The 26,704-nt window shown below is 61.3% G+C and carries 22 protein-coding genes; 8 read left to right on the plus strand and 14 right to left on the minus strand.

Annotated features, from left to right (window positions below; all coding sequences use genetic code 11):
* Window positions 1–88 precede the first annotated feature (88 nt).
* Complete coding sequence (locus ACP7B3_RS11950; RefSeq protein ID WP_145157529.1) at window positions 89–661, plus strand: DUF2780 domain-containing protein; 573 nt, start codon at window positions 89–91, stop codon at window positions 659–661.
* On the opposite strand, the gene ACP7B3_RS11955 is transcribed toward ACP7B3_RS11950, so the two are convergent.
* Window positions 658–1,545, minus strand: a complete 888-nt coding sequence (locus ACP7B3_RS11955; protein WP_145157527.1) for an acyltransferase — start codon at window positions 1,543–1,545, stop codon at window positions 658–660. The genes ACP7B3_RS11950 and ACP7B3_RS11955 overlap by 4 nt on opposite strands.
* A gap of 170 nt (window positions 1,546–1,715) precedes the next feature.
* Here ACP7B3_RS11955 and ACP7B3_RS11960 point away from each other — a divergent pair, with 170 nt between their 5' ends.
* Genes ACP7B3_RS11960 through creD form a run of 4 tightly spaced genes read left to right on the plus strand, consistent with a single transcriptional unit; the run spans window position 1,716 to window position 5,773 of the window.
* Entirely contained in the window at window positions 1,716–2,231 is a 516-nt protein-coding gene (locus ACP7B3_RS11960; protein WP_145157525.1) for an ATP-dependent zinc protease family protein, read from the plus strand.
* Between the two features lie 9 nt (window positions 2,232–2,240).
* Complete coding sequence (gene creB / locus ACP7B3_RS11965; RefSeq protein WP_242200680.1) at window positions 2,241–2,909, plus strand: two-component system response regulator CreB; 669 nt, start codon at window positions 2,241–2,243, stop codon at window positions 2,907–2,909.
* Complete coding sequence (gene creC, locus ACP7B3_RS11970; RefSeq protein ID WP_426178850.1) at window positions 2,909–4,348, plus strand: two-component system sensor histidine kinase CreC; 1,440 nt, start codon at window positions 2,909–2,911, stop codon at window positions 4,346–4,348. Before creB ends, creC begins: the two co-directional genes overlap by 1 nt.
* A 51-nt stretch (window positions 4,349–4,399) precedes the next feature.
* Window positions 4,400–5,773, plus strand: a complete 1,374-nt coding sequence (gene creD / locus ACP7B3_RS11975) for a cell envelope integrity protein CreD (RefSeq protein ID WP_426178852.1) — start codon at window positions 4,400–4,402, stop codon at window positions 5,771–5,773.
* A 246-nt stretch (window positions 5,774–6,019) separates the two neighbouring features.
* On the opposite strand, the gene ACP7B3_RS11980 is transcribed toward creD, so the two are convergent.
* The 9 genes from ACP7B3_RS11980 to ACP7B3_RS12020 form a co-directional block, all read right to left on the minus strand.
* Complete coding sequence (locus ACP7B3_RS11980) at window positions 6,020–6,649, minus strand: glutathione S-transferase (RefSeq protein WP_145157517.1); 630 nt, start codon at window positions 6,647–6,649, stop codon at window positions 6,020–6,022.
* Between the two features lie 157 nt (window positions 6,650–6,806).
* Window positions 6,807–6,989, minus strand: a complete 183-nt coding sequence (locus tag ACP7B3_RS11985; RefSeq protein WP_119737602.1) for a hypothetical protein — start codon at window positions 6,987–6,989, stop codon at window positions 6,807–6,809.
* Window positions 6,986–8,089 (minus strand): PepSY-associated TM helix domain-containing protein, encoded by a 1,104-nt coding sequence (locus tag ACP7B3_RS11990; RefSeq protein ID WP_426178855.1) that lies wholly within the window; start codon window positions 8,087–8,089, stop codon window positions 6,986–6,988. The genes ACP7B3_RS11985 and ACP7B3_RS11990 overlap by 4 nt, the downstream gene beginning before the upstream one ends.
* Before the next feature lie 62 nt (window positions 8,090–8,151).
* The gene (locus ACP7B3_RS11995; RefSeq protein WP_426178857.1) at window positions 8,152–10,581 is read right to left on the minus strand and encodes a TonB-dependent siderophore receptor; all 2,430 of its coding nucleotides are present in this window, start codon (window positions 10,579–10,581) and stop codon (window positions 8,152–8,154) included.
* A gap of 146 nt (window positions 10,582–10,727) precedes the next feature.
* Window positions 10,728–13,553 carry an acyltransferase domain-containing protein gene (locus ACP7B3_RS12000; RefSeq protein ID WP_426178859.1) on the minus strand — a complete coding sequence of 942 codons (2,826 nt, stop codon included), beginning with the start codon at window positions 13,551–13,553 and terminating at the stop codon, window positions 10,728–10,730.
* Window positions 13,554–13,693: 140 nt separating this feature from the next.
* Complete coding sequence (locus ACP7B3_RS12005; protein ID WP_404485494.1) at window positions 13,694–14,689, minus strand: FecR domain-containing protein; 996 nt, start codon at window positions 14,687–14,689, stop codon at window positions 13,694–13,696.
* Window positions 14,686–15,204 carry an RNA polymerase sigma factor gene (locus ACP7B3_RS12010; RefSeq protein WP_124418608.1) on the minus strand — a complete coding sequence of 173 codons (519 nt, stop codon included), beginning with the start codon at window positions 15,202–15,204 and terminating at the stop codon, window positions 14,686–14,688. Before ACP7B3_RS12010 ends, ACP7B3_RS12005 begins: the two co-directional genes overlap by 4 nt.
* Before the next feature lie 100 nt (window positions 15,205–15,304).
* Window positions 15,305–16,012: a 3'-5' exonuclease gene (locus ACP7B3_RS12015; RefSeq protein WP_242200698.1), complete on the minus strand. Its 708-nt coding sequence runs from the start codon at window positions 16,010–16,012 to the stop codon at window positions 15,305–15,307.
* Window positions 16,009–17,943, minus strand: a complete 1,935-nt coding sequence (locus tag ACP7B3_RS12020) for a putative nucleotidyltransferase substrate binding domain-containing protein (protein WP_426178862.1) — start codon at window positions 17,941–17,943, stop codon at window positions 16,009–16,011. Before ACP7B3_RS12020 ends, ACP7B3_RS12015 begins: the two co-directional genes overlap by 4 nt.
* A 246-nt stretch (window positions 17,944–18,189) precedes the next feature.
* On the opposite strand from ACP7B3_RS12020, the gene ACP7B3_RS12025 reads away from it, so the two are divergent.
* Both ACP7B3_RS12025 and ACP7B3_RS12030 read left to right on the plus strand, forming a co-directional pair.
* Complete coding sequence (locus tag ACP7B3_RS12025; RefSeq protein WP_145157501.1) at window positions 18,190–18,636, plus strand: response regulator; 447 nt, start codon at window positions 18,190–18,192, stop codon at window positions 18,634–18,636.
* A gap of 131 nt (window positions 18,637–18,767) precedes the next feature.
* Complete coding sequence (locus ACP7B3_RS12030) at window positions 18,768–19,136, plus strand: hypothetical protein (protein ID WP_145157499.1); 369 nt, start codon at window positions 18,768–18,770, stop codon at window positions 19,134–19,136.
* 61 nt (window positions 19,137–19,197) lie between these two features.
* On the opposite strand, the gene ACP7B3_RS12035 is transcribed toward ACP7B3_RS12030, so the two are convergent.
* Window positions 19,198–21,375: a malate synthase G gene (locus ACP7B3_RS12035; protein WP_106575559.1), complete on the minus strand. Its 2,178-nt coding sequence runs from the start codon at window positions 21,373–21,375 to the stop codon at window positions 19,198–19,200.
* Between the two features lie 388 nt (window positions 21,376–21,763).
* Here ACP7B3_RS12035 and ACP7B3_RS12040 point away from each other — a divergent pair, with 388 nt between their 5' ends.
* A complete protein-coding gene (locus ACP7B3_RS12040) occupies window positions 21,764–22,276 on the plus strand; it encodes a glycine cleavage system protein R (protein ID WP_145157496.1) in 513 nt (170 codons plus the stop codon).
* A 222-nt stretch (window positions 22,277–22,498) separates the two neighbouring features.
* On the opposite strand, the gene rarD is transcribed toward ACP7B3_RS12040, so the two are convergent.
* From rarD to ACP7B3_RS12055, 3 genes are all read right to left on the minus strand, one after another.
* Window positions 22,499–23,383: an EamA family transporter RarD gene (rarD, locus tag ACP7B3_RS12045; protein ID WP_426178865.1), complete on the minus strand. Its 885-nt coding sequence runs from the start codon at window positions 23,381–23,383 to the stop codon at window positions 22,499–22,501.
* 194 nt (window positions 23,384–23,577) lie between these two features.
* Complete coding sequence (locus ACP7B3_RS12050) at window positions 23,578–24,552, minus strand: serine/threonine protein kinase (RefSeq protein WP_106575556.1); 975 nt, start codon at window positions 24,550–24,552, stop codon at window positions 23,578–23,580.
* Window positions 24,553–24,731: 179 nt separating this feature from the next.
* The gene (locus ACP7B3_RS12055) at window positions 24,732–26,630 is read right to left on the minus strand and encodes a PhoX family protein (protein WP_426178867.1); all 1,899 of its coding nucleotides are present in this window, start codon (window positions 26,628–26,630) and stop codon (window positions 24,732–24,734) included.
* Window positions 26,631–26,704: the final 74 nt, after the last annotated feature.

Raw genomic sequence — 26,704 nt, forward strand, 5'->3', positions numbered from 1 at the left:
TTTCTGAACTAATCTTCAGGTGGGAACAATCCTTCGGGACTGTCAGTCCAACGCCTGCTTTTAGCTCCTACATTCAGAGGTTGTCTTGATGAAGATTTCACGCGGTTTTGCCCTGTCCTGCCTGATGACCGTGGCCGCCAGCCCGGTGTTTGCCGCAGGTTTCAGCCTCGGTGACGTGGCCAACGCCGTTTCCAGCGCCCAGGGCAGCAACAACAAGGCGGCTGCAGCAGCGCCGAGTTCCCAGACCGCAGGCCTGCTGAGCGCCCTGACTTCGCAACTGAACGTCACCCCTGAACAAGCCGTCGGCGGTACCGGCGCCATGCTGGGCCTGGCCAAGAACCAATTGAGCAGCACCGACTATTCGCAATTGGGCAAAAGCGTGCCCGGTCTGGATAAGCTCGCGGGGAACAACTCCCTGGGCAGCCTCGGCGCCTTGAGCGGGATGCTCGGCCAGAGCGGCGGCAGCAAAACCAGCGGCCTGGACAGCGTGCTGGGTAACGTGAAGAACACCAACGACCTGAACACCGCCTTCAGCGCGCTGGGCATGGATAACAGCATGATCGGCAAGTTTGCGCCGGTAATCCTGCAATACCTGGGTGGTCAGGGCGCCAACGAATCGGTGCTGGGCAAACTCGCCTCGGCCTGGGGCACTGGCAGCTAAATAGGCTCCGCGCGCAGTTGGGCGATGCGCGCGTCCTTCTCCCTCCAGAGCTGGTTCACCCAGTTCTGGACGGTCTGGCGAAAGGCCGGATCATTCTCGTAATCGCCCTGCCATAGCGCCGGGTCGAGTTCCCGGGTGCGAATGTCGATGATCACTTTGGGCACCGCGCCGCTGATCAAATCCCAAAACCCCGGAATCTTTTGCTGCGGATAGACCACGGTCACGTCGAGCACGGCATCCAGTTGTTCACCCAGCGCTGCCAACACAAACGCCACGCCGCCCGCCTTGGGTTTGAGCAACCGGGCATACGGTGAATCCTGCTGCTTGTGTTTGGCCGCGTTGAACCGCGTGCCTTCCAGGTAATTCACCACGGTCACCGGCTGGCGCTTGAACAGCTCGCAGGCCTCTTTGGTGATTTTCAGGTCCTGGCCTGCCAGCTCCGGGTGCTTGGCCAGGAACGCCTTGGTGTAGCGCTTCATGAAGGGGTAATCCAGCGCCCACCACGCCAGGCCGAGGAAGGGCACCCAGATCAGCTCTTTTTTCAGGAAGAATTTGAAGAACGGCGTGCGCCGGTTGAGCGCCTGGATCAGCGCCGGAATGTCCACCCAGGACTGATGGTTGCTGATCACCAGGTAAGAGGTGTCGCCACGTAGCTGCGCGCCACCGCGGATGTCCCACTGGGTGGGGATGCACAGCGAAAAAATCAGCTTGTCGATTTCAGCCCAGGTTTCGGCGATCCACATCACTGCCCACGAGGCATAGTCGCGATAGCGCCCGGGCGCCACCAGCTTGAGCAGGGCAAACAGCATCAACGGCCCGAACAGCACCAGGGTGTTGAGCAATAGCAGCAGTGTGACGAAACAGCCGGTGAGCAGGCGGCGCATAAGTAACTCTTGGAATCCTGTGGGCGGGCCATGATAAGCAAGCTGAGTCTAGAGGCCAAATCGCAAATCGCTGGACGAATGTTTCACAATGTTCCCGGTATGGTTGAGAACTAACTAAGTGCTGCCTTTGCGGTCTAGAATCCGCCTACTTCTTTCGAGGAAATCACTTCGTGAAATTGCTCCTTGCCGCGTTCGCCCTCGTTCTTCCTGTTGTGGCTGCCCAGCCTGTCCTGGCCGCCGAACCGACCCTTTACGGTCGCTACGAATACATCCAGTTGCCGGAGATCGGCGAAACCTTCAAGGCCAAGATGGACACCGGCGCGCTGACCGCCTCGCTGTCGGCCCGAGACATCGAGACCTTCACCCGCGATGGCGACGATTGGGTGCGCTTCCGCCTCGGCGGCAAGGACGCTTCCAACAAAGTCTACGAACACAAAGTCTCGCGCATCAGCAAGATCAAGAGCCGCGCCGACGAAGACGATGACAAGGACGAAGCCACCGTGGCCAAGCGCCCCGTGATCGACCTGGAAATGTGCCTGGGCAACGTCAAGCGCACGGTTGAGGTCAACCTTACTGACCGCAGCAGCTTCAACTACCCGCTGCTGATCGGCGCCAAGGCCCTGCGTGAATTCGGCGCAGCGGTGAACCCGGCGCGTCGTTACACTGCCGACAAACCGGACTGCTGACGGACCCACATGCCGCATATCCTGATTGTCGAAGACGAAGCGGCGATAGCCGACACGCTGATTTTCGCCCTGCAAGGCGAGGGCTTCACCACCACCTGGCTGAGCCTTGGCCAGGAGGCGCTGGCCCATCAGCGCCAGTCGCCCGCCGACTTGATCATCCTCGACATCGGCCTGCCAGACATCAGCGGCTTTGAAACCTGCAAGCAATTGCGCCGTTTCAGTGAAGTGCCGGTGATGTTTCTCAGCGCCCGTGACGGCGAGATTGATCGGGTGGTGGGCCTGGAGATCGGTGCTGACGATTATGTGGTCAAGCCGTTCAGCCCGCGGGAAGTGGCGGCGCGGGTGCGGGCCATCCTCAAGCGCGTCAGTCCAGGCGCTGCGCCTGCTGTGTTCCAGGTTGACCTGGAACGCATGCAAATCCATTACCGCGGTCAGCCCCTGAGCCTGACGCGTCATGAGTTTCGCTTGCTGCAAAGCCTGCTTGAGCAACCCGAGCGCGTGTTCAGCCGCGAGCAATTGCTCGACGCGGTGGGCGTGCCCGCCGACGCTGGCTACGAACGCAATATCGACAGCCACATCAAAAGCCTGCGCAGCAAACTGCGAAGCGTGGCCGCCGACGCCGAGCCGATCCAGACCCACCGTGGCCTGGGTTACAGCTACAGCCCGAGCCATAGCTGATGCGCCTGGGGCTGCGGATTTTTCTGGTGTACGCGCTGTTTATCGGCCTGACCGGCTATTTTGTGCTCAACACCGTGATGAAAGAGATCCGCCCCGGCGTGCGCCAATCCACCGAAGAAACCCTGGTGGACACGGCCAACCTGCTGGCCGAAATCCTGCGGCTGGACGTGAAGAACGGCACCCTCGGCCAAAGCCACTGGCCGGAGCTGCTCAAGGCCTACGGTAGCCGCCAGCCGGGCGCGACGATCTGGGGCCTGCCGAAAAACCAGGTCAACCACCGCATCTACGTGACGGACGCCAAGGGCATTGTGTTGCTCGATTCCACGGGCGAGGCGGTCGGCCAGGACTATTCCAAATGGAACGACGTGTACCTGACCCTGCGCGGCGAATATGGCGCGCGGTCGACCCGTAATGAGCTAAATGACCCTAACTCGTCGGTGATGCACGTGGGCGCGCCGATCCGCGACAACGGCCAGATCATCGGCGTGGTCACCGTGGCCAAGCCCAACAGCTCGTTGCAGCCCTATGTCGACCGTACCGAGCACCGCCTGCTGTGGTACGGCGCCGGGTTGGTGATCCTCGGCCTGCTGCTTGGCGCACTGTTGTCGTGGTGGCTGAGCGTGGCGCTGCATCGGCTGACGGCGTATGCCCAGGCTGTGAGCGAAGGTCGGCGCGCCGAGTTGCCGCATTACCGCGGCGGCGAGCTCAAGCAGCTATCGACCGCCGTTGAGCACATGCGCACGCAGCTGGAGGGCAAGGCCTACGTCGAGCGTTATGTGCACACCCTGACCCACGAACTGAAAAGCCCGCTGGCGGCAATTCGTGGCGCGGCGGAGCTGTTGCAGGGCGACATGACCCGTGAGCAACAGCAGCGCTTCGTCGGCAATATCGACAGTGAAAGCGCGCGCTTGCAACAGTTGATCGAGCGCCTGCTGAACCTCGCCCAAGTGGAGCAACGCCAAGGTTTGGAAGAGCAAGTCAGCATGCCGTTGGCGACCTTGGTCGACGAGGTGCTCAAGGCCCAGTGCGCGCGCATTGAAGGCGCCGGCTTGCAGGTCGAACAGGCGATTGGCGCGGATGTGAAGGTATTTGGCGAGCCGTTCCTGCTGCGCCAGGCCTTGGGTAATCTGCTCGATAACGCCCTGGACTTCACGCCGCCCGGTGGCACGTTGAGGTTCAGCGCACGCACGCAGCACAACGACGTGCACGTCAGCCTGTTCAACCAGGCTGCGGCCATTCCCGACTACGCCTTGCCGCGCCTGAGTGAGCGTTTCTACTCGCTGCCACGCCCGGCGAGCGGGCGCAAAAGCACCGGCCTGGGCCTTAACTTTGTTGAAGAAGTGATGAAGCTGCACGGTGGCGCGTTGCAGATCGGCAATGTGCAAGGCGGCGTGCAAGTGGTGCTGCATCTCCACACAGTCTCCACATTGCCCACATAAATCTCCCATCTGCGCGGTTCACGCTCTGCCCATCAAAACAGGGAGAGCCCCATGAACCGCAGCCTGCTTTTCAAACTTGGCGCGATTGCGCTACTGATTCTGCTGTTGCTGATTCCGTTGCTGATGATCAACGGCATTATTGCTGACCGCCAATACGCCCGCGACAGCGTGCTGATGGATATCGCCCGTAGCTCCAGTTACAGCCAGCACCTCAACGGCCCGGTGATGGTGGTGCCTTACCGCAAGACCGTGCGCGAGTGGAAACTCAATGAAAAGCTCAATAAACGCTACGAGGAAACCCGTGAAGAGCGCGGTCGTCTGTATTTCCTGCCGGACCGTTTTGAACTCGATGGCAAGGTGCAAACCGAGCTGCGGTCGCGGGGTATTTACCAGGCGCGACTGTTCCATGCCGACACCCGCATCAGTGGGCGTTTCGAGCTGCCTGCGCAGCTGGGCATCACGCAAGACTTTGCCGACTACCGCTTTGATCCAGCGTTTCTGGCGGTGGGCATCAGCGATATTCGCGGCATTGAAAACGCACTGAAACTGGAACTGGGCGACCAACGCCTGGACTTCTCGCCGGGCACTCAAGTGGACTGGCTGGGGGAGGGCGTGCACGTGGCATTGCCGGAACAGGACAGCAAGAAACCGGCCGTGCTGGACTTCGCTTTTGACCTGCGCCTGCAAGGCACCGAACAACTGCAAGTGGTGCCGGTGGGCAAGGTCAGCGAGGTCTCGCTCGCATCGAACTGGCCCCACCCAAGCTTCATCGGCAACTTCCTGCCGGCTCAGCGGGCCGTCACCGACAAAGGCTTCACGGCCAACTGGCAGACCACATTTTTCTCCACCAACCTGGAGCAAGCCCTGCAAACCTGCCTGGACGGGCGAAGCTGTGATGCCTTCAGCAACCGCAGCTTTGGCGTGAACTTCATCGACCCGGTGGACCAGTACCTCAAGAGCGACCGCGCGATCAAATACGCGCTGCTGTTTATCGCCCTGACGTTTGCCGGCTTCTTCCTGTTCGAAGTGCTCAAGAGCTTGGCGGTGCACCCGATTCAATACGCGTTGGTGGGCGTTGCCCTGGCGTTCTTTTACCTGCTGTTGTTGTCGTTGTCCGAGCACATCGGCTTTGGCCCGGCGTACCTGTTGTCGGCGAGCGCCTGTGTGTTGTTGATCGGCTTTTACGTGTGCCATGTGCTGCGCAGCATTGCCCATGGGCTGGGCTTTTCGGCGGGGCTGGCGGCGCTGTATGGCCTGTTGTACGGGCTGCTCAGTGCCGAGGATTACGCGCTGCTGATGGGGTCGCTGTTGCTGTTCGGGCTATTGGGCACAGTGATGGTACTGACGCGCAAACTCGATTGGTATGGCGTGGGCAAGCGCAAGGTGACCGAGCCGCTGCAATTTGACCTGGAGGCCGTGCAATGATCGGGTTACGGGAAGATCAGCAGGTAAAGACGCAATTGGTGGCGAGGATTAACCTGCTGTTCCCTGTTGCAGTGGCAAGCGGGCTTGCCCCGCGTTGGGCTGCGCAGCAGCCCCAGAACCCATCACAGAGGAGTGCCTGATGGACCGCAGTCTGATTGATTGGGGCGGCTTCGCCACCCAACGCGGGGCAAGCCCGCTCGCCACGACAAGCCCGCTGGCCACACAAAGCGGGCTCACTGCACAAGGTCAGATCGGCGGCTGGGTCTGCAGCATCGACGGCCGCTGGCTGACCTTGGCGTACCAATCGGCAAGCTGGGGATTCGCAGCGCGCCATTGCAGGTCTGGGTGGCGGAAGTCGAGGTAGCCCAAGGCGCAGGCCACGCTGATCGACGCAATGTCGAAGTGGCTGGCCAGCTCGGCAATCGCATTGGCTTCCAACTCCGCGAGGGTGCGACGGATCTTGTTGCGCTGCTCATCCAGCCATTGGTCCCAGTGCTTTTCTGCCGGGCGCATGGCGGTTTCGTAACGCACCAGCACGGCGGCGTCCATGATGCCGTCGGCCATTGAGGCCAGGGTCAGGCGGCGCCAGCGTGCCGAGCCGTCGCGAGGGATCAGCGGGTTGCCGACATGCTGGTGGTCGAGGTAATCGAGGATCACCCGGCTGTCGTGCAGGGCGCTGCCGTCGGCCAGGCGCAGGGCCGGGATCTTGCCCACGGGGTTTTCGTGCACCAGCTGCGCGTCCGGGTTGACCGGTGTCGGCATGCAGCCTTGCAGGGCCACGCGGTCCTGCTGGCCGGTTTCGATCAGCAGCACGCGGACTTTACGAACAAAGGGTGAGGCAGGGTTGTGGAACAAGGTCATGCTGGGCGTGGACATGGGCATTCCTCGAAATGGGCAGTGGCTAGCCTAGAGGGTTGCGCGGTGGCTGGCGAGGGGGTCTTTGGGTGTTTTTGAGGGCCACATCGCAGGCAAGCCAGCTCCCACAGGGGGAATGCATTTCAAGGTGGGAGCTGGCTTGCCGGCGACAGCGCCCTCAGCCGCGCCGCTTGAATAACGCCCAAACACCGATGACCGCAGGAATCCCCAAACCGACCCAGCTCAATGAGTCCCACAGCCCGTCGCCGAGCAACGCGGCAAACAACCCGGCCGCGCTGAGCACGCCAATTCCCAGCGGAATGCCAAACACCTTCCAGAAGTTCGACTGCCGCGGCTTCATACCTTGGCCGCCTTGCGCCGCACGATCCACAGGTAAACGCCGCTGCCCAGCACGATGATGGTCAGCACATCGAGCACTGCCCAGAGAACCTTCATCGGCATGCCGCCGTAGTCACCAAAGTGCAATGGCTGCGACATGCCCATGGCGTCCATGTACCACGGCCGCTCAGCGATAGCGGTGACGGCCAGGGTGCTGGCGTCGATCAGCACCGGCGTGAGCAGGTGCGAGGTCAGGTGCGTGCTGCCCTTCATGAACACCGCGTAATGGTGCTCACTGGAAAAACGCGTGCCGGGGAAGGCGATAAAGTCCGGCTCCATGCCGGGCGCGGCCTTGGCGGCAATGCTCAGCAGCTCGGTGGCCGGCGCGCGTTGGGTCAGTGGCGGCGCGTTTTTGTAAGGTTCGATCATCGCGCTGAGGCTGTCCTGGCGCCAGGCGGCGATGATCAGGTCGGCGCAGGCGCTGATCACACCGGTCACGCCCACCACCAGCGCCCAAGTCAGCGTGACCACGCCGATCAGGTTGTGCAGGTCGAGCCAACGCAAGCGCGTGGACTTGTCCTGGCGCACGGTGGCGAACTTCAAGCGGCGCATGAACGGCAGGTACAGCACCGTGCCCGAGACAATCGCCAGTACAAACAAAAGGCCCATGAAGGCCAGCAGCAACTTGCCCGGCAGGCCGGCGAACATGTCCACATGCAGGCGCAGCAGGAACAGTGTCAGGCCGCCATTGGCCGCTGGGGTTTCGACGGCTTCACCGGTGCGGGCATCAAGCATGAAGGTGTGCGACGAGTTGGGTTCGGTGCCGGCCGTAGCGGCCATGATTGCGATCACGCCGTTCTTGTCGTCTTCGTCCCACGCCAGGTATTGCATCGCCTCACCCGGGCGATGCGCCTGGGCTTTGGCCACCAGTTGCTCAAGGTTCAGCTGCGGGGTATCGGCGGGCATCTGCGCCAGTTCAGGCTCATTGCCCAGCAGGTGATCGATCTCATGGTGAAACACCAACGGCAGGCCGGTGAGGGCGAGCAGCAGCAGGAAGACTGTGCAGATCAGGCTGGTCCAGGTGTGGATGAAGGACCAGCGGCGGATGGTTTTGCTTTTCATTTTCTAGCCTTCAGACACACCGAAGCCGCCCCGGGGGACGGCCTGGTTATTAGCTCAGCCAATTACCACTGGTAGGTAGCGCTGGCGACTACGCTGCGCTGGTCACCGAAGTAGCAGTAGTTGCCGTCGCAGGTGGAAAGGTAGTCTTTGTTGAACAGGTTGGTGGCGTTCAATTTAACCGATGCGCCTTTCAGGCTGTTATCCAGACGGCCCAGGTCGTAATGCACCGAACCATCGAACACGGTGTAGGCGTTGGCCTTGCCCAACCAGGTGTTGGCCTGGTCGCCATAGGTGTTGCCAGTGTAGCGGGCACCAAAACCGATACCGAAACCGTCAAGTACGCCGCTGTGCCAGGTGTAGTCAGTCCACAGCGAGGCTTGCTGGTTTGGCATCAATGTCAGGCGGTTGCCTTTGTAGATGCCTTTTTGCACCTCGGATTTTGCCAGGGTGTAGGCGGCGATGACCTTGAGGTTCTCGTTCACGTCAGACACGGCTTCAAGTTCCAGGCCCTTGACCTTCACTTCGCCGGTCTGGCTGTTGATTTGCTGGCCGCCTGAGCCGAGGGTGGTCACCTGCACGTTCTTCTGGGTCAGGTCATAGACCGCCGCGCTCAGCAACGTGTTGGAGCCGGGCGGCTGGTACTTCACCCCCATTTCCCACTGTTTGCCTTCGGTCGGTTTGAACGTCTTGAGCGCATTGGTATCTGCGTTGCTCGCCGGCTGGAACGACTCGGCGTAAGACAGGTACGGTACGAAACCCGAATCGAACACATAGCTCAGCGCCGCGTTGCCACTGAAGTGTTTGATGCGGTCGGTGTTGGTCGCATCGTTGTCGTTGAAGTAGGTGGTGCCTTGATGCACCCAGTCTTCGCGCCCGCCCAGGGTCAGGCGCCACTTGTCCAGAGCCATCTGGTCCTGCACATAGAGGCCGGTTTGCACGGTTTTCTGGTTGTAGTCGTAAAACGGTCGGACATCCGTCGGGCGCAGCGTCGGCTGGGTGTTGATCGGGTTGAAGATGTTGATACCCGACGCTGTACCGTATATCGCGCGGTAAGAGGTATCCGTACGCTGGTGATCCAGGCCCAGTAGCAGCGTGTGGGTAATGTCGCCCGTTGCGAAGTCAGCCTGGAAGTTGTTGTCGAGCGCCAACTGGCCGATGCTTTCGTCAACGTTGGTGGTCGACCGGCTGATATCGCCCGCCGCATCGGCCGGGGAGTAGGCAAAGGAACCCACGGTCAGTTGCTGGAAATCCAGCTCCGACTTGGTGTAACGCAGGTTCTGCTTGAACTGCCAGGTGTCGTTGAAACGGTGCTCGAACGCATAGCCCAGTGCGTAGTAGGTACGGTCGTAGAACTCGTAGTCCGGATCGCCGAGGTTCTTGTGGTGGGAAACGTCGCCCAGCGGCGATTTGATCTTGGTGCCCTGGATCGGCATGAACTGGCTGGTGGTGCCGGTATCGTCGCGGGTGAACTGCGAGAGCAGGGTCAGTTTGGTGTCGGTATCAATATTCCAGGTCAGGCTCGGCGCGATGTTGTAGCGCTTGTTGTCGATGTGATCGACCTGGGTGCCGGCATCGCGTACTACGCCGCTGACGCCATACAGGAACTGGCCTTCATCATCGATTTTGCCGGTGCTGTCGAAGTTGATCTGGCGGTAGTTGTCACTGCCGTATTGCAACTGGATAGCATGGCTCGATTCCTCGCTGGGACGGCGGCTGACCATGTCCAGCAGGCCGCCCGGTGGTGTCTGGCCATAGATCGACGAGGCGGGGCCACGCAGCAGAGCGAGACGGTCAAGGTTCCAGGTTTCGGCTTTTGGGTTGGCGTACACGCCGCGCGGCAATGGCAGGCCGTCGAGGAATTGCGTCGGTTCGAAACCGCGCACGCGCATCCAGTCGTAACGGGTGTCGCTGCCGTAGCTGGACGATACGATGCCAGGCATGTATTTGACGGCATCATCGAGGTTCTGGACGTTGCGGTCCTGCATCTGCTCGCGGGTCGCAACAGAGATCGAGCGCGGTGCTTCAACCAGTGCGGTGTCGGTCTTGGTGCCGGCCGCAGTGCGCGTCGCCAGGTAGCCAGTCACCGGGCCCCATGCACTTTCAGTGTTGCCTTGAGCAATGATACTGGTCTCAGCCAACGCCACAACGCCTTCCGGAATCGCCACCAGCGTAAACGTGCCCGCGCTGCTTTGCTCCAGTTGCAGCCCGGTGCCACGCAACGCCTCTCGCAGCGCGCCCTGCGCATCGAACTGGCCTTTGACCGGTGCTGAGGTCTTGCCCGACGCCAATGCTGGGTTGAGGGTCAGCGCAAGGCCGGCCTGGCTGGCGATCTGGTTGAGCGTGCTGGCCAACGGCGCAGCCGGCAGGTTGTAGACGCGCACGCTGGAAGCCTGTTCGGCGGCGATCAGCGTGGTGCTCGCCAGCGGGGCGCTGAGGGCAATGGCCACGGCTAACAGGCTGGGGCGCAACAAGGTGTCTAGCGTGCGGGACATAGGGCGGCTCCTGAATGGAAACATTTCTCAATTGCCTAGGTGCCGGACGAGAATCAAAAAGTGATAGGGCCAAGCGAAAATAAATCTGCGAATGTGCGCAACTGTTCGTACGGCATGGCCCTCAAGGCGCAGGGGAGCTGGGTTTTTCAGCCGACCGCCCACTGCAGTTTGTCGGCCAGGGCGTCGGGGTAGTGATCGGTCTGGGCGATTGCCGCGCGTGTGGCTGCGCCATGACCGAAGGCCTCGATCAACACGTCAACCTGTGTGGCCAGCAAGTCGCTCAGCGAATCAAGCCGTGACTCAAGGGCGCGGTAGCGGGCGATGTCCATAAGGCCTTCGCTGATGAACCAGGCAGCATGCTTGTTCAGGTAGTCCAACACGTAGAGGCCGCACAGCGCGTTGCCCAGTTCCTTGGCCAACCCTTGGGGCAGCAAGCTGCCGGCGCGGATTGCGCTTTGGATGGCAAGACGCTGGGCGTAGGCCTCTCCTGCGCGGGCAACGACCATCAACTGCGCGTTCCAGACCTGCATGTCGTCCTCTCCCTCGCCACGGTGCCGGGCAACATGGTCGGCCACCTGCTTGAGCAGACGGTACTCCAGGGTGTGAGCCATGGCTTGCCAGTATTCGGTGTCATCCAGCCCGGCCTGGGGGTTGGGCGGTGTGGGTTCACTCAAGGGTTGGCCGATCAGTACCTTGGCGGCGTCCAGCAGGATCATGCGGTTATTGCCACCGGCGTCCTGGTAGATTTTGGCCATGCCTTCGTAGTCGGCGAAGCGATTGAGGTTGAGCGCACCGGCCACCCCGCAGCGCAACCGACACTCTGTCGCCAGCGCCTCGGCGGCGGGTGCACACAGCGCCTTGGTCAGCGCCAGAGTTTGGCTGATGGCGGCCCACGGTGTCCACGTCACGTCGCCTGTGCCGGTGGTGTGCAGTGACGCCTGACTGGCCGTGCCTTCAATCCACAGGCGGGCGGAGTCGTTGGCAAAGCACTTCATGACATACGCCGTGGCCAGGCAACCGAACAGCGCGCGGCGTTGGGTGCGAAAAGCCAACAGGCCGGTGCCGTTGCCGATGCGCGCCTGGGTCGTGCGTCGGTTGGCATGGGTCAGGGCCAGGGTTGCACAGGCAAGCATCACCGAACTCAAGCCGACGCCGACCATCGCCCACACATTCTTGGGCGCAAACAGTGAGCGAATCAGGCGACGGTCCGTACTGCCCAATGGGTCGTGGAACTGATTGGACGCGTCGATCGAAGCGCCATCGCGCAGCCACGCGTCGAAGGGCAGGCGCACGTTGTCAAAACTCGCCAGGCCGTAATCCAGCGGCACTGCGCGGATTTCCGCCGGTGACGACATGGAAACTCCCGGGCGCGGGCCGTTGGCGTCACTCAATGGCAGCATGAACGCGAATACGCCACAGGGCTGGCCCTGAACGATCACTTGGGCAAACACCACACCCAGCTTGTCCAGGTTGCTTATCCCGACGTTGGCGAATTTAAGCGCGGCCTTGTTCGGTGTGTTCAGCATAAAGGTGCGCGTGTCGGCGTCGAATACGGCCTCGACACACGCGCCCATGTGGGAGTTGCTGCGACCTATCTCGGTCAGCGCGTAAACCCCCAGACGCTCACCGGCCTCCAGCTTGCGTCGCCACTGGGTGGCGCTCGGGTGATCCTGCTCGAACGCCAGCAGCGTACCGATACACAACCCCTGCTGAATCACGCAGCCCATGAACAGCGAGGGATCATTGAGCGCCGCGTGGGTGGCCTCGGCCATCAATAACTGCGGCTGCGCAAAGCCATGGATACCGTCGGGCAGCTGGCGCATCAGGTGCTGCAAGCGCTGATAGGTGTGCCGATGACCCTCATGAAAACTCTGGTTGGCGCGAGGATGGAGTTCGGGGTCGCTGAAAATCTTCGCCATCTGCGCGTGAACTTCGGCATCGACTGGCCCGTTGGCCAGCTGGCGCAAGGCAACCACGGCCTTGTGTGCTTCGGGCGCATTGACCAGCAAATGGCGCAGGGTTTCGATAGGTTGCGCCAGCGGCGCGTAGGTCTGTGCGGGGTGCAGGCTTTTGCGTATGCACACCGACAGGCCGCTGTTTACCCCAAGGTCGATAAACACGGTGTGTTTGTCCGTCGGCAGTTGCGCCAACGTGTGGGGCAGGTTGGTGGGTTGCGTGACGCCCAGGGTAAACATGTGATGCAAATCGTCCTCGGGTTCGTAGCGACGCCCCAGCACGGTTGAGTAGATCGGTGTTTTGAAGGGTTTGGGTGCCAGCGGCTGCAGGTTTTCGTGAAGTCGCCGGGCGACCTCCGTGTGAGGCGGATAGTGCGACGCGTAAGCGATCGAGACCGGGCGCAAGGGGTGCGCGCTGTCATCGTGGTGAGCAAGCAGGTGCTCCAGGTCTGCCGTCTCGCCGCTGATGATGCATTGGGCTGGCGCGTTGACGGAGCCCAGCACCAGGTTCGACTCGGGGTAGCGGTCCAGCAGCGCTTGCGTGTCCTGCGCTGAAAGGTTGACCAGCAACATGCTGCCTCGCCCCTCCTCGCTGCGGTAGGCGGCGTTGAGGGCGCAGACCGCGCGGGCACCCTGCGCAATGTCGAGCACGCCACCACACACCCGGGCAGCAATTTCGCCGAAGCTTTGCGCAACAATCAGGGAGGGAACAATGCCCGTTGCCTGCAGCAACTGGTTAAGCACCACCGCAGCGCCATACAGCGCCAGTTGCGCCACACCCGAAGGCAGCGGCAGGGCGTGATCGCGGGTCAACAGAGCCTGGGTGATCAACCCCGGATGGGGATCAGGTTCGTGCGCAGCCGCCTCGGTTTCGATGATTGCCAGAATCGTGTCAATTCGGTCCCTGGTTTCGGGCACATGCTGATACAGCTCTGCCAGAGCGCCGCACGGATCGCTCCCTTGGCCAGGAAAGGCGAAGACATAGTTCTGACTGTAGATGTTGAGTTGGGTTGACATGGGTCCATCCTCGTTAGCCGAACAGGATCGCTTCACCAGCAGGGTGCTGGAAAAAACGAAGGCTCATTGGATGGCAAAAAAAAGGGCGACGTACCTGTGAGAAATGACAGTTTTTTGTAACGTTTCGAGATAGGTTCGATTCAATTATTGCTAACCGAACCGCCTTGCGCCGGCCTTGCGACCACCTGGGTCCACCACGGTGTGTGCTGCTCGATCTGTACCGGCAGCGTCGGCAGCAGTGCGTTCAGCGCCAGCGTCGTGTCGTGCAGCGGGAAGCTGCCGGTGATGCGCAGATCGGCCACAGTTTTATCCACACCCAGATAGCCGCTGCGGTAGCGGCTGAGTTCCTCGACCACATCGCCCAGGCGGGCGTTGTCGACCACCAGCATGCCGCGCGTCCAGGCGTCGGCGGCGGCAGAGACGGCACGCGCAGGATCGAGGCTGTCGCTGCGCATCAGCACTTGCTGGCCTTCCTTGAAGATCTGTTCCTTGTGCAGCGCCTGGGGCTGGGCAGCCACGGCGGACTGCAGCACGCTCAAGCGTGTGGCGTGGTCTTCGCGCTTGACGATAAACCGCGTCCCCAGCGCTCGCAGGCTGCCATCGCGGGTTTGTACATAAAACGGGCGCGCATCGTTGTGGCCGGTTTCGACCAGAATTTCGCCTTCCTGCAACACGATCAGCCGGCGTTTTTCGTCGAAACGCACGTCGATGGCCGTGTGGGTATTGAGGTTGATCAGCGTGCCGTCCGCCAGTTTCAGCGTGCGTTGCTCGCCCGTGGCGGTGCGTTGGTCGGCCAGCCAATAATGGATCGGCACATAACGCTCACCGGCAAACAAGGCCAGGGCGCAGAGCAGCGCGATGCTTGCCACGCCGCGTCCAAGCTTGCGCACGCGCTGGCGAATGCCTTCGCGCGACTGCAGCAGCGCCGCGCGCGCGGGCCCTGAGGCCACGCTGAAGCGCTGGTCGAGCATGCCCAGCTGGCGCCAGGCGCGCGCATGTTCTTCATCGCTGGCCAGCCATTTGGCGAATTCTTCCTGTGCAACGAAGCTGCCGTCACCTGAGTCCAGCGACAGTTGCCACGCAATCGCGGCATCCAGCACGCGCGCCGAGACCGGCTTGGCGCTGACCACGCTCACAGCGGCTCGCCATACAGTGCGATGTAACACTGGCGAATGCCTTGGGCCAGGTACTGGCGCACGCGGGGCACCGACACGCCAAGACGCTGGGCAATGTCGGCGTGGCCCAGGCCGTCGAGGCGGTTATAGAGGAAGGCGGCGCGGGCCTTGCTCGACAGTTTGCCGAGCAAGCGGTCGATGGCCTTGAGGTCTTCGAGGATCAGTTGCTGCTCTTCCGGCGACGGGTGTTCGCTTTCCGGGATCAGCATCAGTTCAGTGAGGTAGGCCTGTTCCAGGGCCGCACGCCGGAAGTAGTCGAACAGCAGCCCCTTGGCGATAGCCACCAGAAACGCCCGTGGCTCGCGGGGTTCGCGCAACTCGTCACGGCCCAGCAGGCGCATGAACGTGTCCTGGCTCAGGTCTTCGGCGCGGCTGGGGCAGGCCACATTGCGCCGCAGCCACGCCAACAGCCAGCCACGATGGTCGCGATACAACGCGCCAACAAGCTCAGTGTGTGGGGTCTGGACCGACGACAAGGCATCACCGAATAAACAAGAGGTTTAAACTAACGAGAATTATTCGCGATTGTGTCAGAGGCAAGGAACGCGCGCAATTGGCGTCTGTCGGGCGGTGCTATTAAAACGATGGCGCTTGTTTGCGCCGTTTCCATTGGCTCACGCGCGTTTGAAGCGCCTGCGGGGAGTCGATGTGCTGCGCACGCGCACGGCTCAACAGGATGAGCATCAACTCTGCCGTGGCGAGGGCGTCGGCGCTGGCGTGATGGCGCTCACCGACCTGCAGCTTGAAGTGGTTGATCCAGTCGTCCAGCCCGGCTTCACGGATATTCGCGTCGGGGCACAGCAGCGGGGCGATGTCGGCGACGTCGAGGAACGGGTGCGCCAGGCGATAGCCCAGGCTGTCCTTGAGTGCGCGGCTCAGCATGTGTTGATCGAAGGGGGCATGGAACGCCAGCAGCGGGCTGTCGCCAACAAACGCCATGAAGTCCAGCAGCGCCTCGACCGGGTCGGTGCCGGCGGCGATGGCGCTGGGGCCTAGGCCGTGAATCAGCACGCTGGGGCTGAGCTTCGTTTCGGCACGGTGCAAGGTGCGCTCGAACATTTGCGAGAAATCCACCGCACCGTCCTCAATCACCACCGCGCCAATGGACAGCACGTGGTCGCGGTTGAGGTTCAGGCCGCTGGTTTCCAGATCGACCACTACCCAGCGCTGGTTGCGCAAGGCGCCATCCCCCAGCACGGCGGGTGCGGGCAGCTGCGCCAGGCGCCTCTGCTGGGTCGCGTCGAGCCCGGGTTTTTTCGCACGCAGCCAGCTGAACAAACTCACAGTTGGTACCGAAAGGTCAGGCTGCTTTGCAGGCGCTGCGCCTGACGCAGGGATTCACGCAGGATGCGCCGGTCCAGGTGGTTGAGGCTGTCGGGGTCGACGCGGTTGGAATACGGCTGGTTCTCGCGGGTTTGCAGTTGGTGCTGCTGCATGCGGGTTTGCTGGATGAAGTGGTAGGCCTCTTCGTACGCGGCGCCGTCCGATCGCTCGATGACTTCTTTGTCCACCAACTGGCGCAGCCGCTCCAGGGTGTTGTTGGCGTGGATGCCATTGGCCAGGGCCAGCAGGCGCGCGCCATCGACAAAGGGCGTGAGGCCCTGCACCTTGAGGTCGAGGGTGGCCTTTTCGCCGCCTTTGCGCGTCAGCACAAAGTCGCGGAAACGCCCCACCGGCGGGCGCTGACGCAAGGCGTTTTCGGCCAGCATGCGTTGGAATAGCCGGTTGTCCGCGACTTGATCGAGAATGCCCTGGCGCAGTTGCTCGCAGCCCTGTTCATCGCCCCACACCACGCGCAAATCGAAATAGATGCTCGACCCCAGCAGGTTCTCCGGCGTGGCCTCACGGATAAACGCCCCGAAGCGTCGCGCCCATTCGGCCCGCGACAGGCACAGTTCGGGGTTACCGGCCATGATGTTGCCCTTGCACAGGCTGAAACCGCACAACGCCAGGCTCTGGTTGATCTGCTGTGCCAAGGGCAACAAGCGGCCGCGAATCTCGGCGGCTTCGGCGGCATCCTTGGCGTCGAACAGGATGCCGTTGTCCTGGTCGGTATACAGCGTCTGCTCGCGGCGGCCCTCGCTGCCAAAACACAACCAACTGAACGGCACGCCGGGGTCGCCCTTGTCGGCCAGGGTCAGTTCGATCACCCGGCACACGGTGTGATCGTTGAGCAGCGTAATAATGTGGGTGATCTGGGTGGACGAGGCGCCATGGGCGAGCATGCGTTCGACCAATTGGCCGATCTCACCGCGAATTGCCACCAGGTTTTCCACGCGTGGCGCATTGCGGATGGTGCGCGCCAGGTGCACCAGGTCCACCCGCTGCAGGGAAAACAGGTCGCGCTCGGAGACCACGCCACACAGGCGCTGGTCTTTGACCAGGCACACATGGGCGATGTGCCGTTCGGTCATGGCAATGGCGGCGTCGAAGGCGCTGTGGTCCGGGCTCAAATAGAACGGCGCCTGGGTCATATGGCATTGGATGACCTGATTGAAGTCACTGATGCCATCGGCCACTACCTGACGCAGGTCGCGCAGGGTGAAAATCCCCAGAGGCGCCTTGTGTGCGTCGACGATCACGATGCTGCCCACTTGCTGCTCATGCATCAGGGTGACCGCCTCGCGCAGCGGCGTGCTCGGGCTGCAAGTGACCGGATGGCGCATGGCCAATTCGCCCAAGCGCGTGTTCAACGAGTATTGGGTGCCGAGGGTTTCCACGGCTTTTTGCTGCACCTGCTGGTTCACTTGGTCCAGCAGGCTGCTGACGCCGCGCAGGGCGAAGTCGCGAAACGGGCTCGAGAGCGCGAACAGCTTTATAAAGGCCGGCTTGTTCAGTTGCAGGCAGAAGGTGTCTTCGGCGGCCTTGTGCTCGGTGCGGGTCGCGCGTTCGCCCAGCAGCGCAGCGAGGGGGAAACACTCGCCGGTGGTGATTTCGAAGGTGGTTTGCGTCGCATCTTGATTGAGCAGCGGGCGCTCGCCGACCACGCGGCCTTGCTTGACGATGAAGAAATGCTCCACCGGCCCGCTCGACGGTTTGAGGATGCTGTCGCCCTGGCCATAGAAGCGCAGTTGGCACTGTTCGACCAGATACGCCAGGTGTGCGTTTTCCATCTGGTTGAACGGGGGAAAGCGTTGCAGGAATTGCAGGGTGCCGTGGATGTTCTGCAACACGGCGGTTTTTCCCGCCTGCGTGAAAGCATCAGCTTTACTCATAACAGTGACCGCAGTTTCTTGTCGTTATCGTCCTTTATGGTCGGCCCCCGTGCCCTGGGTGCCCATTGGACGTAAGTCTAGGTAGCGGTCAAACCATTGGCGACTAGGGAAAAACCTTACATGGCTATCGTGCAAACCCCGTAGAACGCCCACTAGTCAAACTTTCCGACGAAGTGCACATTGTTCGCCCTTCCGCAGATGTCTGACGAGTGTGCTGGGAGATTGATGAAAACTGCTGAGAAACGTATGCCCGACCACGATATTTTGAGTGATGCAGAGCGCGAGGCACTGAGCGCTGTGATGCTGGAGCCTGATTTACCGCCACAACGTGTGTTGATCGTCGACGACGACAAAGATGCACGCGAATTGCTGGCGGAGATTCTGGGCCTGGACGGCATTCGCTGCATGACCGCCGACAGTGGAGAGGCGGCGTGGGATTTGTTGAGCTCCAGCAGCTCCATCGGTTTGCTGATCACCGACCTGCGCATGGCGCCGAGCAATGGCCTGGAATTGATTCGCCAAGTGCGCAGCTCTCCTCGGGCGGCGCTACCGATCATCATCATGTCCGGGGACGCTGAAGCGCCGGATGTCATCGATGCAATGCACTTGAGTGTGGTGGACTTTTTGCTCAAGCCTATCGACAGCGTGAAGTTGGCGAAGATGGTCAAGCGCGAGTTGGGAATGGCGCAGTAACTTCCACTGGTCGGTATCAGGCGAGCACTGTCAATTCTGACAGTAGGCAAGCAATAGGTGGGGCTGTTTACTGGATGAGTGCGCGGCGGTCGGGAACGGTCGCCCCCTTCACTCACCACCAGGAGTCAGTCATGAAAATCGCTGGCAAGATTAAAGCGGACATTTTCCACAACGGTAAGCTTTTACGCACCACCAGCTCCACGAGCGTTTCGGGTGACAGTAATCACTTTCAAAGTACAGATTCTGCGACCCGTACTTCAGTCTCGATGTCATTTGTTCCCGCCATCGAGGATGGCACCACGACGTACAAGTTCGAGGAGGCTGATTCCAGATTCGGATGCAGCATGGGCGATATGCTTCTGCCTGTTGCCGGTACGGTTGAAGTGACGTCCGCCAACTCAACCGACAACTTAAAATATACGTTCAGTGGGAAGTTTAACGATGGAAGGCGCGACCTGGAGATCAAGGGGACGGCTGAGTTGAACTACCTCTATCCGTGACTTGATTGCTCTTGCAGGATCAGTCCCTGATCTTTTGATCAGGGACGTCTCCATTCGCTAGTTACACGCCCATTTTGGCTTTGAACTCTCGGCGCCGACGGTGCAACACCGGCTCGGTATAACCATTGGGTTGCTTGGTCCCTTCAATCACCAACTCCACCGCTGCCTGGAACGCGATGTTGCTGTCGAAATCCGGCGCCAAGGGGCGATACAGGGCATCCCCAGCATTTTGACGGTCTACCACCGGCGCCATGCGCTTGAGGCTTTCCATCACTTGGGCCTCGTTGACGATGCCATGGCGCAGCCAGTTGGCGATGTGCTGGCTGGAGATGCGCAGGGTGGCGCGGTCTTCCATCAGGCCGACGTCATTGATGTCTGGCACTTTCGAGCAGCCGACGCCTTGATCGATCCAGCGCACGACATAACCAAGGATGCCTTGGGCATTGTTGTCCAGCTCGTTGCGGATTTCCTCATCGGACCAATCGGTGTTGCTGGCCAGAGGAATGGTCAGGATATCGTCCACCGACGCGCGCTCGCGTTTGGCCAGTTCGGCCTGACGCGCGAACACATCAACCTTGTGGTAATGCAGCGCGTGCAGTGCAGCCGCCGTGGGCGAAGGTACCCAAGCGGTGTTGGCGCCGGCCAGTGGGTGAGCGATTTTCTGTTCAAGCATCGCCGCCATCAGGTCGGGCATCGCCCACATGCCTTTGCCGATCTGCGCACGCCCTTGCAGGCCGGTGCTCAGGCCGATATCGACGTTCCAGTTCTCGTAGGCGCCGATCCATTTCTCGGCCTTCATGGCCGCCTTGCGCACCATCGCGCCGGCCTCCATGGAGGTGTGGATTTCGTCGCCGGTGCGGTCGAGGAAGCCGGTGTTGATAAACACCACACGCTCGCTGGCAGCCTTGATGCAGGCCTTGAGGTTGACCGTGGTGCGGCGCTCTTCGTCCATGATCCCGACTTTGAGCGTGTTGCGCGGCAGGTTCAGCACGTCTTCGATACGGCCAAACAGCTCGTTGGTGAACGCAGCTTCTTCCGGGCCGTGCATTTTCGGTTTAACGATGTACACGGAGCCGGTGCGGCTGTTCTTGCGGCTGCTGGTGCCGTTGAGGCTGTGGATTGCCGCCAGGCTGGTGAGCAGACCGTCGAGAATGCCTTCCGGTACTTCGTTGCCGTCTTTGTCGAGGATCGCGTCGATGGTCATCAAGTGGCCAACGTTGCGCACGAACAGCAGCGAACGGCCGTGCAAGGTCACGTCCTGGCCATCCACGCCGGTGTAGACGCGGTCGGGGTTCATGGTACGGGTGAAGGTCTTACCGCCCTTGGCCACTTCTTCGGCCAGGTCGCCCTTCATCAGGCCGAGCCAGTTGCGGTAGATCACCACTTTGTCATCGGCATCCACGGCGGCGACGGAGTCTTCGCAGTCCATGATGGTGGTCAGCGCGGCTTCCATCAGCACGTCTTTGACGCCGGCCGCATCGGTCTGGCCGACAGGCGTGCTGGCGTCGATCTGGATCTCGAAATGCAGGCCGTTGTGTTTCAGCAAAATGGCGATCGGCTGGTCCGCCGGCCCCTGGAAACCGATCAGTTGTGCATCATCGCGCAGGCCGCTGTTGCTGCCGCCTTTGAGGCTGACGATGAGCTTGCCATCAGCGATCTTGTAGCCGGTGGAATCGACATGGCTGCCGGCGCTGAGCGGTGCGGCTTCGTCGAGGAAAGCACGGGCGAAGGCAATCACTTTGTCGCCGCGCACTTTGTTGTAGCCCTTACCCTTCTCGGCGCCGTCGGCTTCGCTGATGGCGTCGGTGCCATACAGCGCGTCATACAGCGAGCCCCAGCGCGCGTTGGATGCGTTGAGGGCGAAACGGGCGTTCATCACCGGCACAACCAGCTGAGGGCCGGCCATGCGGGCGATTTCGTCATCGACATTTTGGGTCGAGGCCTGGAAGTCTGCGGCTTCTGGCAGCAGGTATCCGATGTCTTGCAGGAAGGCTTTGTAGGCCACCGGGTCGTGGGCCTGGCCGGCGTGGGTCTGGTGCCAGGTATCGATCCGCGCCTGGAAATCGTCGCGTTTGGCGAGTAGGGCTTTGTTCTTCGGTGCCAGGTCGTGAATGACCTTGTCGGCGCCGGCCCAGAACTGGTCGGCAGTGATGCCGGTACCGGGAATGGCTTCGTTGTTCACGAAGTCGAACAGGACTTTGGCGACCTGCAGGCCACCGACTTGAACGTGTTCAGTCATTGCTTGCCTCACTCTGCGGAGCTTATGCGCTTTTCAGCTTTTCAATTTACCAATGAAGCCTCTGGCCATTTAAACCACGAACCCGATCCCCCAGTACATGCCGTTAAGGCGGCTGGGCTGGCGGGTTGTCGCGATACGTTGGTGCCTTGGCAGACATCGACCTAACGTTATGTAGTGCGCGGTTTTGCATACTACATGATGAGTTGCGGTTGTGAAAATTTGACTAAATACGTCGTTTAGCGACCCACTTTGGTCGTGCGGTCACAGTGGGGTATTGGATGTTCTCAAAAAACTATCAGATTGTTCCAGATAAATATAAAAATGGTACACGATTTGTTTTCGAGGGCGCCTGCGTCCACCTTGTAGATTGAATTCAGAGGGCTTCGCCATGGACCATCTTGTACTCACTATTATTGCCGCCGACAAACCCGGCCTGGTTGAACGCATTGCGCAGAATATTGCCGCCCACGATGGCAACTGGCTGGAGAGCCGAATGGCGCACATGGCCGGGCAGTTTGCCGGGATCCTGCGGGTCAGTGTTCCCGCCGAAAGTCGTCAGGGTTTGGTGAACGCGCTGGAGGACTTATCCACACACGGCATTCGCGTGCTGGTGGGTGAGGGCAGTTCAGGGCAGACCGCGGCGTCCAAGGCGATCCTGATGACGCTGGTGGGCAACGACCGTTCGGGCATCGTGCGCGAGATCACGGCGCTGTTGAGCAAACAGGGGGTGAACCTTGAAAGCCTGAGCACGGATGTGCGCCCGGCGCCCATGAGCGGTGATCCGTTGTTTACCGCCGAGGCATTGCTGCAGGTGCCGACAGCGTTATCCCTGGATACCTTGCAACTGTCCCTGGAAACCCTGGCGGATGACTTGATGGTCGAGTTGCACCACGAAGAATAACGGCCCACAGGGTTATGCATGGAAATCTTGCATGGGCCTGTGGATAACCTGTAGAGACCCGGCGCCAGGCCACGCCGGCCGGGCTTCTTCTCGAGTTGAGCAAAAAACGAGCAGTTTCAAGGGCTTGTGCACAAATGGCGGGGATCAGGTTGTGGATAACCTTGGGGTGGATGTCTGCAAGCCAGGCCCGCTGTGGCTTGCAGAGGTTTGTACGTTATTTGATCAGCGTTTGCGGAGGGTCAGCCAGGCGTCCAGGCTGTAGACCACCAGGCCGGCCCAGATAAACGCGAACGCGATCAGCGTGCTGGTGGCCAAGTGTTCGCCGAACAGGAACACCGCTTCCAACAGCACCAGGGTGGGCGCCACATACTGCAAAAAACCCAGGGCGGTGTAAGGCAAATGCCGCGCAGCAGCGTTGAAACACACCAGCGGGATCAGCGTGACCGGGCCGGCCGCCACCAGCCACCAGGCTTCGGAAGTGCCCCAAAACTCAAGCTGTGCGCTGTGCGCCGACGGGTTGAACAGCAGCCAGGCGACAGCGATCGGCACCAGCATCCAGGTTTCCACCACCAACCCCGGTAGCGCCTTGACGGGCGCCTGCTTGCGGATCAGCCCGTAAAAGCCAAACGTCAGCGCCAGCACCAGCGACACCCACGGCAAACTGCCCACCTGCCATACCTGCTGCGCCACACCCACCGCCGCCAGCCCGACGGCCATCCACTGCAAGCGCCGCAGGCGTTCGCCGAGAATCAGCATGCCCAGCAGCACATTCACCAGCGGGTTGATGTAATAACCCAGGCTCGCTTCGAGCATGCGCCCGCTGTTGACCGACCACACATACGTCAGCCAGTTGGCGGCAATCAACGCACCGCTCAGTGCCAGAATCGCCAGGCGCTTGGGGTTATCGCGCAGTTCACGAAGCCATCCCGGGTGTTTCCACACCATCAACAGCAAACCGCCAAACAGCGCCGACCACAGCACGCGGTGCACAATGATTTCGGCGGCGGGAACGCTGGCGATGGCTTTGAAATAGATCGGGAACAGGCCCCAGATGACATAGGCGCTCAGGCCCAGGATGTAACCCTTGCGGGGGTTGGCGGGTTGCATTGCAGAATCCTTGCATAGGCAGCTAACAAAGGCGCAATTGTAAGGATTTTTGTCAGGCGATGGGATGCTGCTTTTCTGTGGGAGTTGGCTTGCCTGCGATGGCGTCACCTCGATGTGACTGATACACCGAGGTGCCTGCATCGCAGCGATGCGGCGACCCGACACACCAGCTCTCACAAGGCGTAGCGGCAGGGTCAGAACAGTTTCAACGGTTCTTCATTGAGCGCCGACAGTTGTTCACGCAACGCCAACACCTGATCGCCCCAATAGCGTTCGCTGCCGAACCACGGGAAGCTGTGAGGGAACGCCGGGTCATCCCAGCGCCGCGCCAGCCAGGCGCTGTAGTGCATCAGGCGCAAGGCGCGCAGGGGTTCGATCAGCGCCAGCTCGCGCGGGTCGAAGTCGTGGAATTCCTGATAACCGTCCATCAATTCCGACAGCTGGCCCAGGCATTCCTGCCGATCACCGGCGAGCATCATCCACAAATCCTGTACGGCCGGGCCCATGCGGCAGTCATCCAGGTCGACGATATGGAACATCTCGTCGCGGCACATCATGTTGCCGGGGTGGCAGTCGCCGTGCATGCGGATGTTCTTGTGCGGCGTGGCTTTGTAGACCTCTTCCACGCGCTTGAGCAGGTCGCGGGCCACGGACTCGTAGGCTGGCAGCAGGCTTTTCGGAATGAAGTTACCTTCCAGCAAGGTCGTGAGGGAGTCGTGACCGAAGTTCTTCACCCCCAACGCCTCACGGTGTTCGAACGGGCGGGTTGAGCCGACGGCGTGCAAACGGCCAAGCAGCTGACCCAGGCGATACAGCTGATCAAGATTGCCCGGCTCTGGCGCACGGCCACCGCGGCGCGGAAACAGGGTGAAGCGGAAACCCGCGTGTTCGAACAGGCTTTCGCCGTTGTGGATCAACGGGGCGACCACCGGTACTTCGCACTCGGCCAGTTCGAAGGTGAAACGGTGTTCTTCAAGGATCGCTTCGTTGGTCCAGCGCTGCGGCCGATAGAACTTGGCGATCAGCGGTTCAGAGTCTTCGATACCCACTTGGTAGACGCGGTTTTCGTAGCTGTTGAGCGCCAGAATGCGAGCATCGCTGAGGAAGCCGATACTTTCGACAGCGTCGAGAACCAGGTCGGGGGTGAGTGTTTCAAACGGATGGGCCATGCGAACTCCTGCGCGCAGCAGGGCGCCGCGTCCGGCCCGGTATGGTAACGCACACGGCGATAGATAGGTGGTGTCTGTGCTGGCCTCATCGGGGGCAAGTCCCCTCCCACAGCAGGCCGCGTTTAACCTGTAGAAACGCGGTCAAGTGTGGGAGGGGGCTTGCCCCCGATTGGGGCCTATCAGGCGCCGACGATCCCGCCATCATCGCGCCGAATCGCCATCACCGACGACCGCGGCTTGCCATTCGGCAGATGCTCCGGCCAGCTCGACCCACCGGTTTCGCCCGGGTGCTGAATGCCCACAAACAGCGTCTTCTGATCCGGCGAAAAGCTAATTCCCGTCACCTCGCACGCCACTGGCCCGACCATGAACCGGCGGATTTCCCCGGTGCTCGGGTCGGCGCACAGCATCTGATTGTTGCCCATGCCGGCGAAGTCACCCGCGTTGCTGTAGTCGCCATCGGTGAGAATCCACAGGCGCCCGGCCTTGTCGAAGCCCAGGCCGTCCGGGCTGTTGAACATGTTTTGCGGGTTGATATTGGACGAGCCGCCCTTCGGCGTGCCGGCATGCACACCGGGGTTGCCGGCCACTACAAACAGGTCCCAGGAGAACGTGTTGGAGCCATGGTTATCGGCATCGGCTTTCCAGCGCAGGATCTGGCCGTAGACATTTTTCTCACGCGGGTTCGGGCCGCCTACCGGCTGACCTTCCTCACCACGTTTGGCGTTGTTAGTGAGGGTGCAATAGACCTGGCCGTCGGTAGGGCTGACCACGATCCATTCCGGGCGGTCCATGCGCGTGGCCTTGACCACGCTGGCGGCCAGGCGCGCGTGGATCAGCACTTCGGCCTGGCTGGCGAAACCGGTGCTGGCGTCGATGCCGTTTTTGCCATGGCTGAGTTCGACCCATTGGCCGGTGCCCTTGGGGTGGTCGGCGTTGCCGTCGCCTGCGTCGAAGATCGCCACATACAAGGTGCCGTGGTCGAGCAGGTCTTTGTTGGCCTTGGGGTTCTTGTGGTCGATCTTGTCGCGGCTGACGAACTTGTAGATAAACTCGCCGCGCTCGTCATCGCCCATGTACACCACGGCGCGGCCATCGCGGGTTTCAGCCAGGGCGGCATTTTCGTGCTTGAAGCGGCCCAGGGCGGTGCGTTTGGTCGGCGTGGATTGCGGGTCGAATGGGTCGATTTCCACTACCCAGCCATGGCGGTTGAGTTCATTAGGGTTCTTGGCCATGTCGAAACGCGGGTCGTGTTGATGCCAGTTGATCTCTTTGCTGGCTGCCACCACGCCATAGCGTTTTTGCCCGGCGTCGAAGGCCTGTTGTGGGTTGCTGCTGCCAAAGCAGTCGGTGAAATTCTCTTCGCACGTCAGATAGGTGCCCCACGGGGTCTTGCCGTTGGCGCAGTTCTGGAAGGTGCCGAGGACTTTTTTACCGGTTTTGTCGGCGCGGGTTTTCAGCCAGTCGTGGCCGGCCGCCGGACCGCTCAGGCGGATCGGCGAGTTGCCGTGGATGCGCCGGTTGTAGCGCGAGTCCTGCACGAACTGCCAGGTGTCGCCCGTGCGCCGCACTTCGATCACCGACACGCCTTCACTGGCCTGAGCCTTGTGCACGTCTTCGGCCGATTGCGGCGCGCCGCCGTGGGCGTAGAGGTAACGGTAATTGGTGTATTCGTTGTTGATCGCCATCAGCGCGCGGTTGTCGTCACCGGGGAAGGCGAACAGGCTCATCCCGTCGTTGTTGTCGCCGAACTGTTGCTCCTGGGCCTTGGCACTGCCGTTGCCAGAGGGGTCGAACGCCGGCGCGTTTTTGTGCAATGGCTGGCCCCAGCTGATCAACACCGAAGCACTGTAGCCGGGTGGCAGGCTGATTGCGTCGCGGGTGTTAGCGGCGATACTGGGGAAGCCCAGCAACGGGCTGCTGGACGCGGCGTTGACAGCCAGGGCGCTGCGGCTCAGCAGGTTGCCGCCGAGGAACATCGCGGCGCCGCACAAGGCCCCCGCGCCGATGAAACGGCGGCGGGTGAGGCCGACCATCTGTTCGAGGTCGGTGGCTTGGTTGTCTTCTAATAGGCTCATTTCAGGCTCCCTGCGGTTTTTGCAGACACCTTAAGGAGCACGCGTGACGAAATTGTTGCAGTTTGAAGTAGTCC

Source organism: Pseudomonas sp. TWRC1-2 (genome assembly GCF_049896685.1).
GTDB lineage: Bacteria > Pseudomonadota > Gammaproteobacteria > Pseudomonadales > Pseudomonadaceae > Aquipseudomonas.

What these genes read in the sequence shown, in the direction of transcription:
- ACP7B3_RS11995 (WP_426178857.1), bottom strand. Translation starts at nt 10,581, where the DNA reads ATGTCCCGCACGCTAGACACCTTGTTGCGCCCCAGCCTGTTAGCCGTG.
- ACP7B3_RS12040 (WP_145157496.1), top strand. Translation starts at nt 21,764, where the DNA reads ATGGACCATCTTGTACTCACTATTATTGCCGCCGACAAACCCGGCCTG.
- ACP7B3_RS11955 (WP_145157527.1), bottom strand. Translation starts at nt 1,545, where the DNA reads ATGCGCCGCCTGCTCACCGGCTGTTTCGTCACACTGCTGCTATTGCTC.
- ACP7B3_RS12020 (WP_426178862.1), bottom strand. Translation starts at nt 17,943, where the DNA reads ATGAGTAAAGCTGATGCTTTCACGCAGGCGGGAAAAACCGCCGTGTTG.
- ACP7B3_RS12000 (WP_426178859.1), bottom strand. Translation starts at nt 13,553, where the DNA reads ATGTCAACCCAACTCAACATCTACAGTCAGAACTATGTCTTCGCCTTT.
- creC (WP_426178850.1), top strand. Translation starts at nt 2,909, where the DNA reads ATGCGCCTGGGGCTGCGGATTTTTCTGGTGTACGCGCTGTTTATCGGC.
- ACP7B3_RS11985 (WP_119737602.1), bottom strand. Translation starts at nt 6,989, where the DNA reads ATGAAGCCGCGGCAGTCGAACTTCTGGAAGGTGTTTGGCATTCCGCTG.
- rarD (WP_426178865.1), bottom strand. Translation starts at nt 23,383, where the DNA reads ATGCAACCCGCCAACCCCCGCAAGGGTTACATCCTGGGCCTGAGCGCC.
- ACP7B3_RS11990 (WP_426178855.1), bottom strand. Translation starts at nt 8,089, where the DNA reads ATGAAAAGCAAAACCATCCGCCGCTGGTCCTTCATCCACACCTGGACC.
- ACP7B3_RS12055 (WP_426178867.1), bottom strand. Translation starts at nt 26,630, where the DNA reads ATGAGCCTATTAGAAGACAACCAAGCCACCGACCTCGAACAGATGGTC.
- ACP7B3_RS12035 (WP_106575559.1), bottom strand. Translation starts at nt 21,375, where the DNA reads ATGACTGAACACGTTCAAGTCGGTGGCCTGCAGGTCGCCAAAGTCCTG.
- ACP7B3_RS12050 (WP_106575556.1), bottom strand. Translation starts at nt 24,552, where the DNA reads ATGGCCCATCCGTTTGAAACACTCACCCCCGACCTGGTTCTCGACGCT.
- ACP7B3_RS12025 (WP_145157501.1), top strand. Translation starts at nt 18,190, where the DNA reads ATGCCCGACCACGATATTTTGAGTGATGCAGAGCGCGAGGCACTGAGC.
- ACP7B3_RS11950 (WP_145157529.1), top strand. Translation starts at nt 89, where the DNA reads ATGAAGATTTCACGCGGTTTTGCCCTGTCCTGCCTGATGACCGTGGCC.
- ACP7B3_RS12030 (WP_145157499.1), top strand. Translation starts at nt 18,768, where the DNA reads ATGAAAATCGCTGGCAAGATTAAAGCGGACATTTTCCACAACGGTAAG.
- creD (WP_426178852.1), top strand. Translation starts at nt 4,400, where the DNA reads ATGAACCGCAGCCTGCTTTTCAAACTTGGCGCGATTGCGCTACTGATT.
- creB (WP_242200680.1), top strand. Translation starts at nt 2,241, where the DNA reads ATGCCGCATATCCTGATTGTCGAAGACGAAGCGGCGATAGCCGACACG.
- ACP7B3_RS11980 (WP_145157517.1), bottom strand. Translation starts at nt 6,649, where the DNA reads ATGTCCACGCCCAGCATGACCTTGTTCCACAACCCTGCCTCACCCTTT.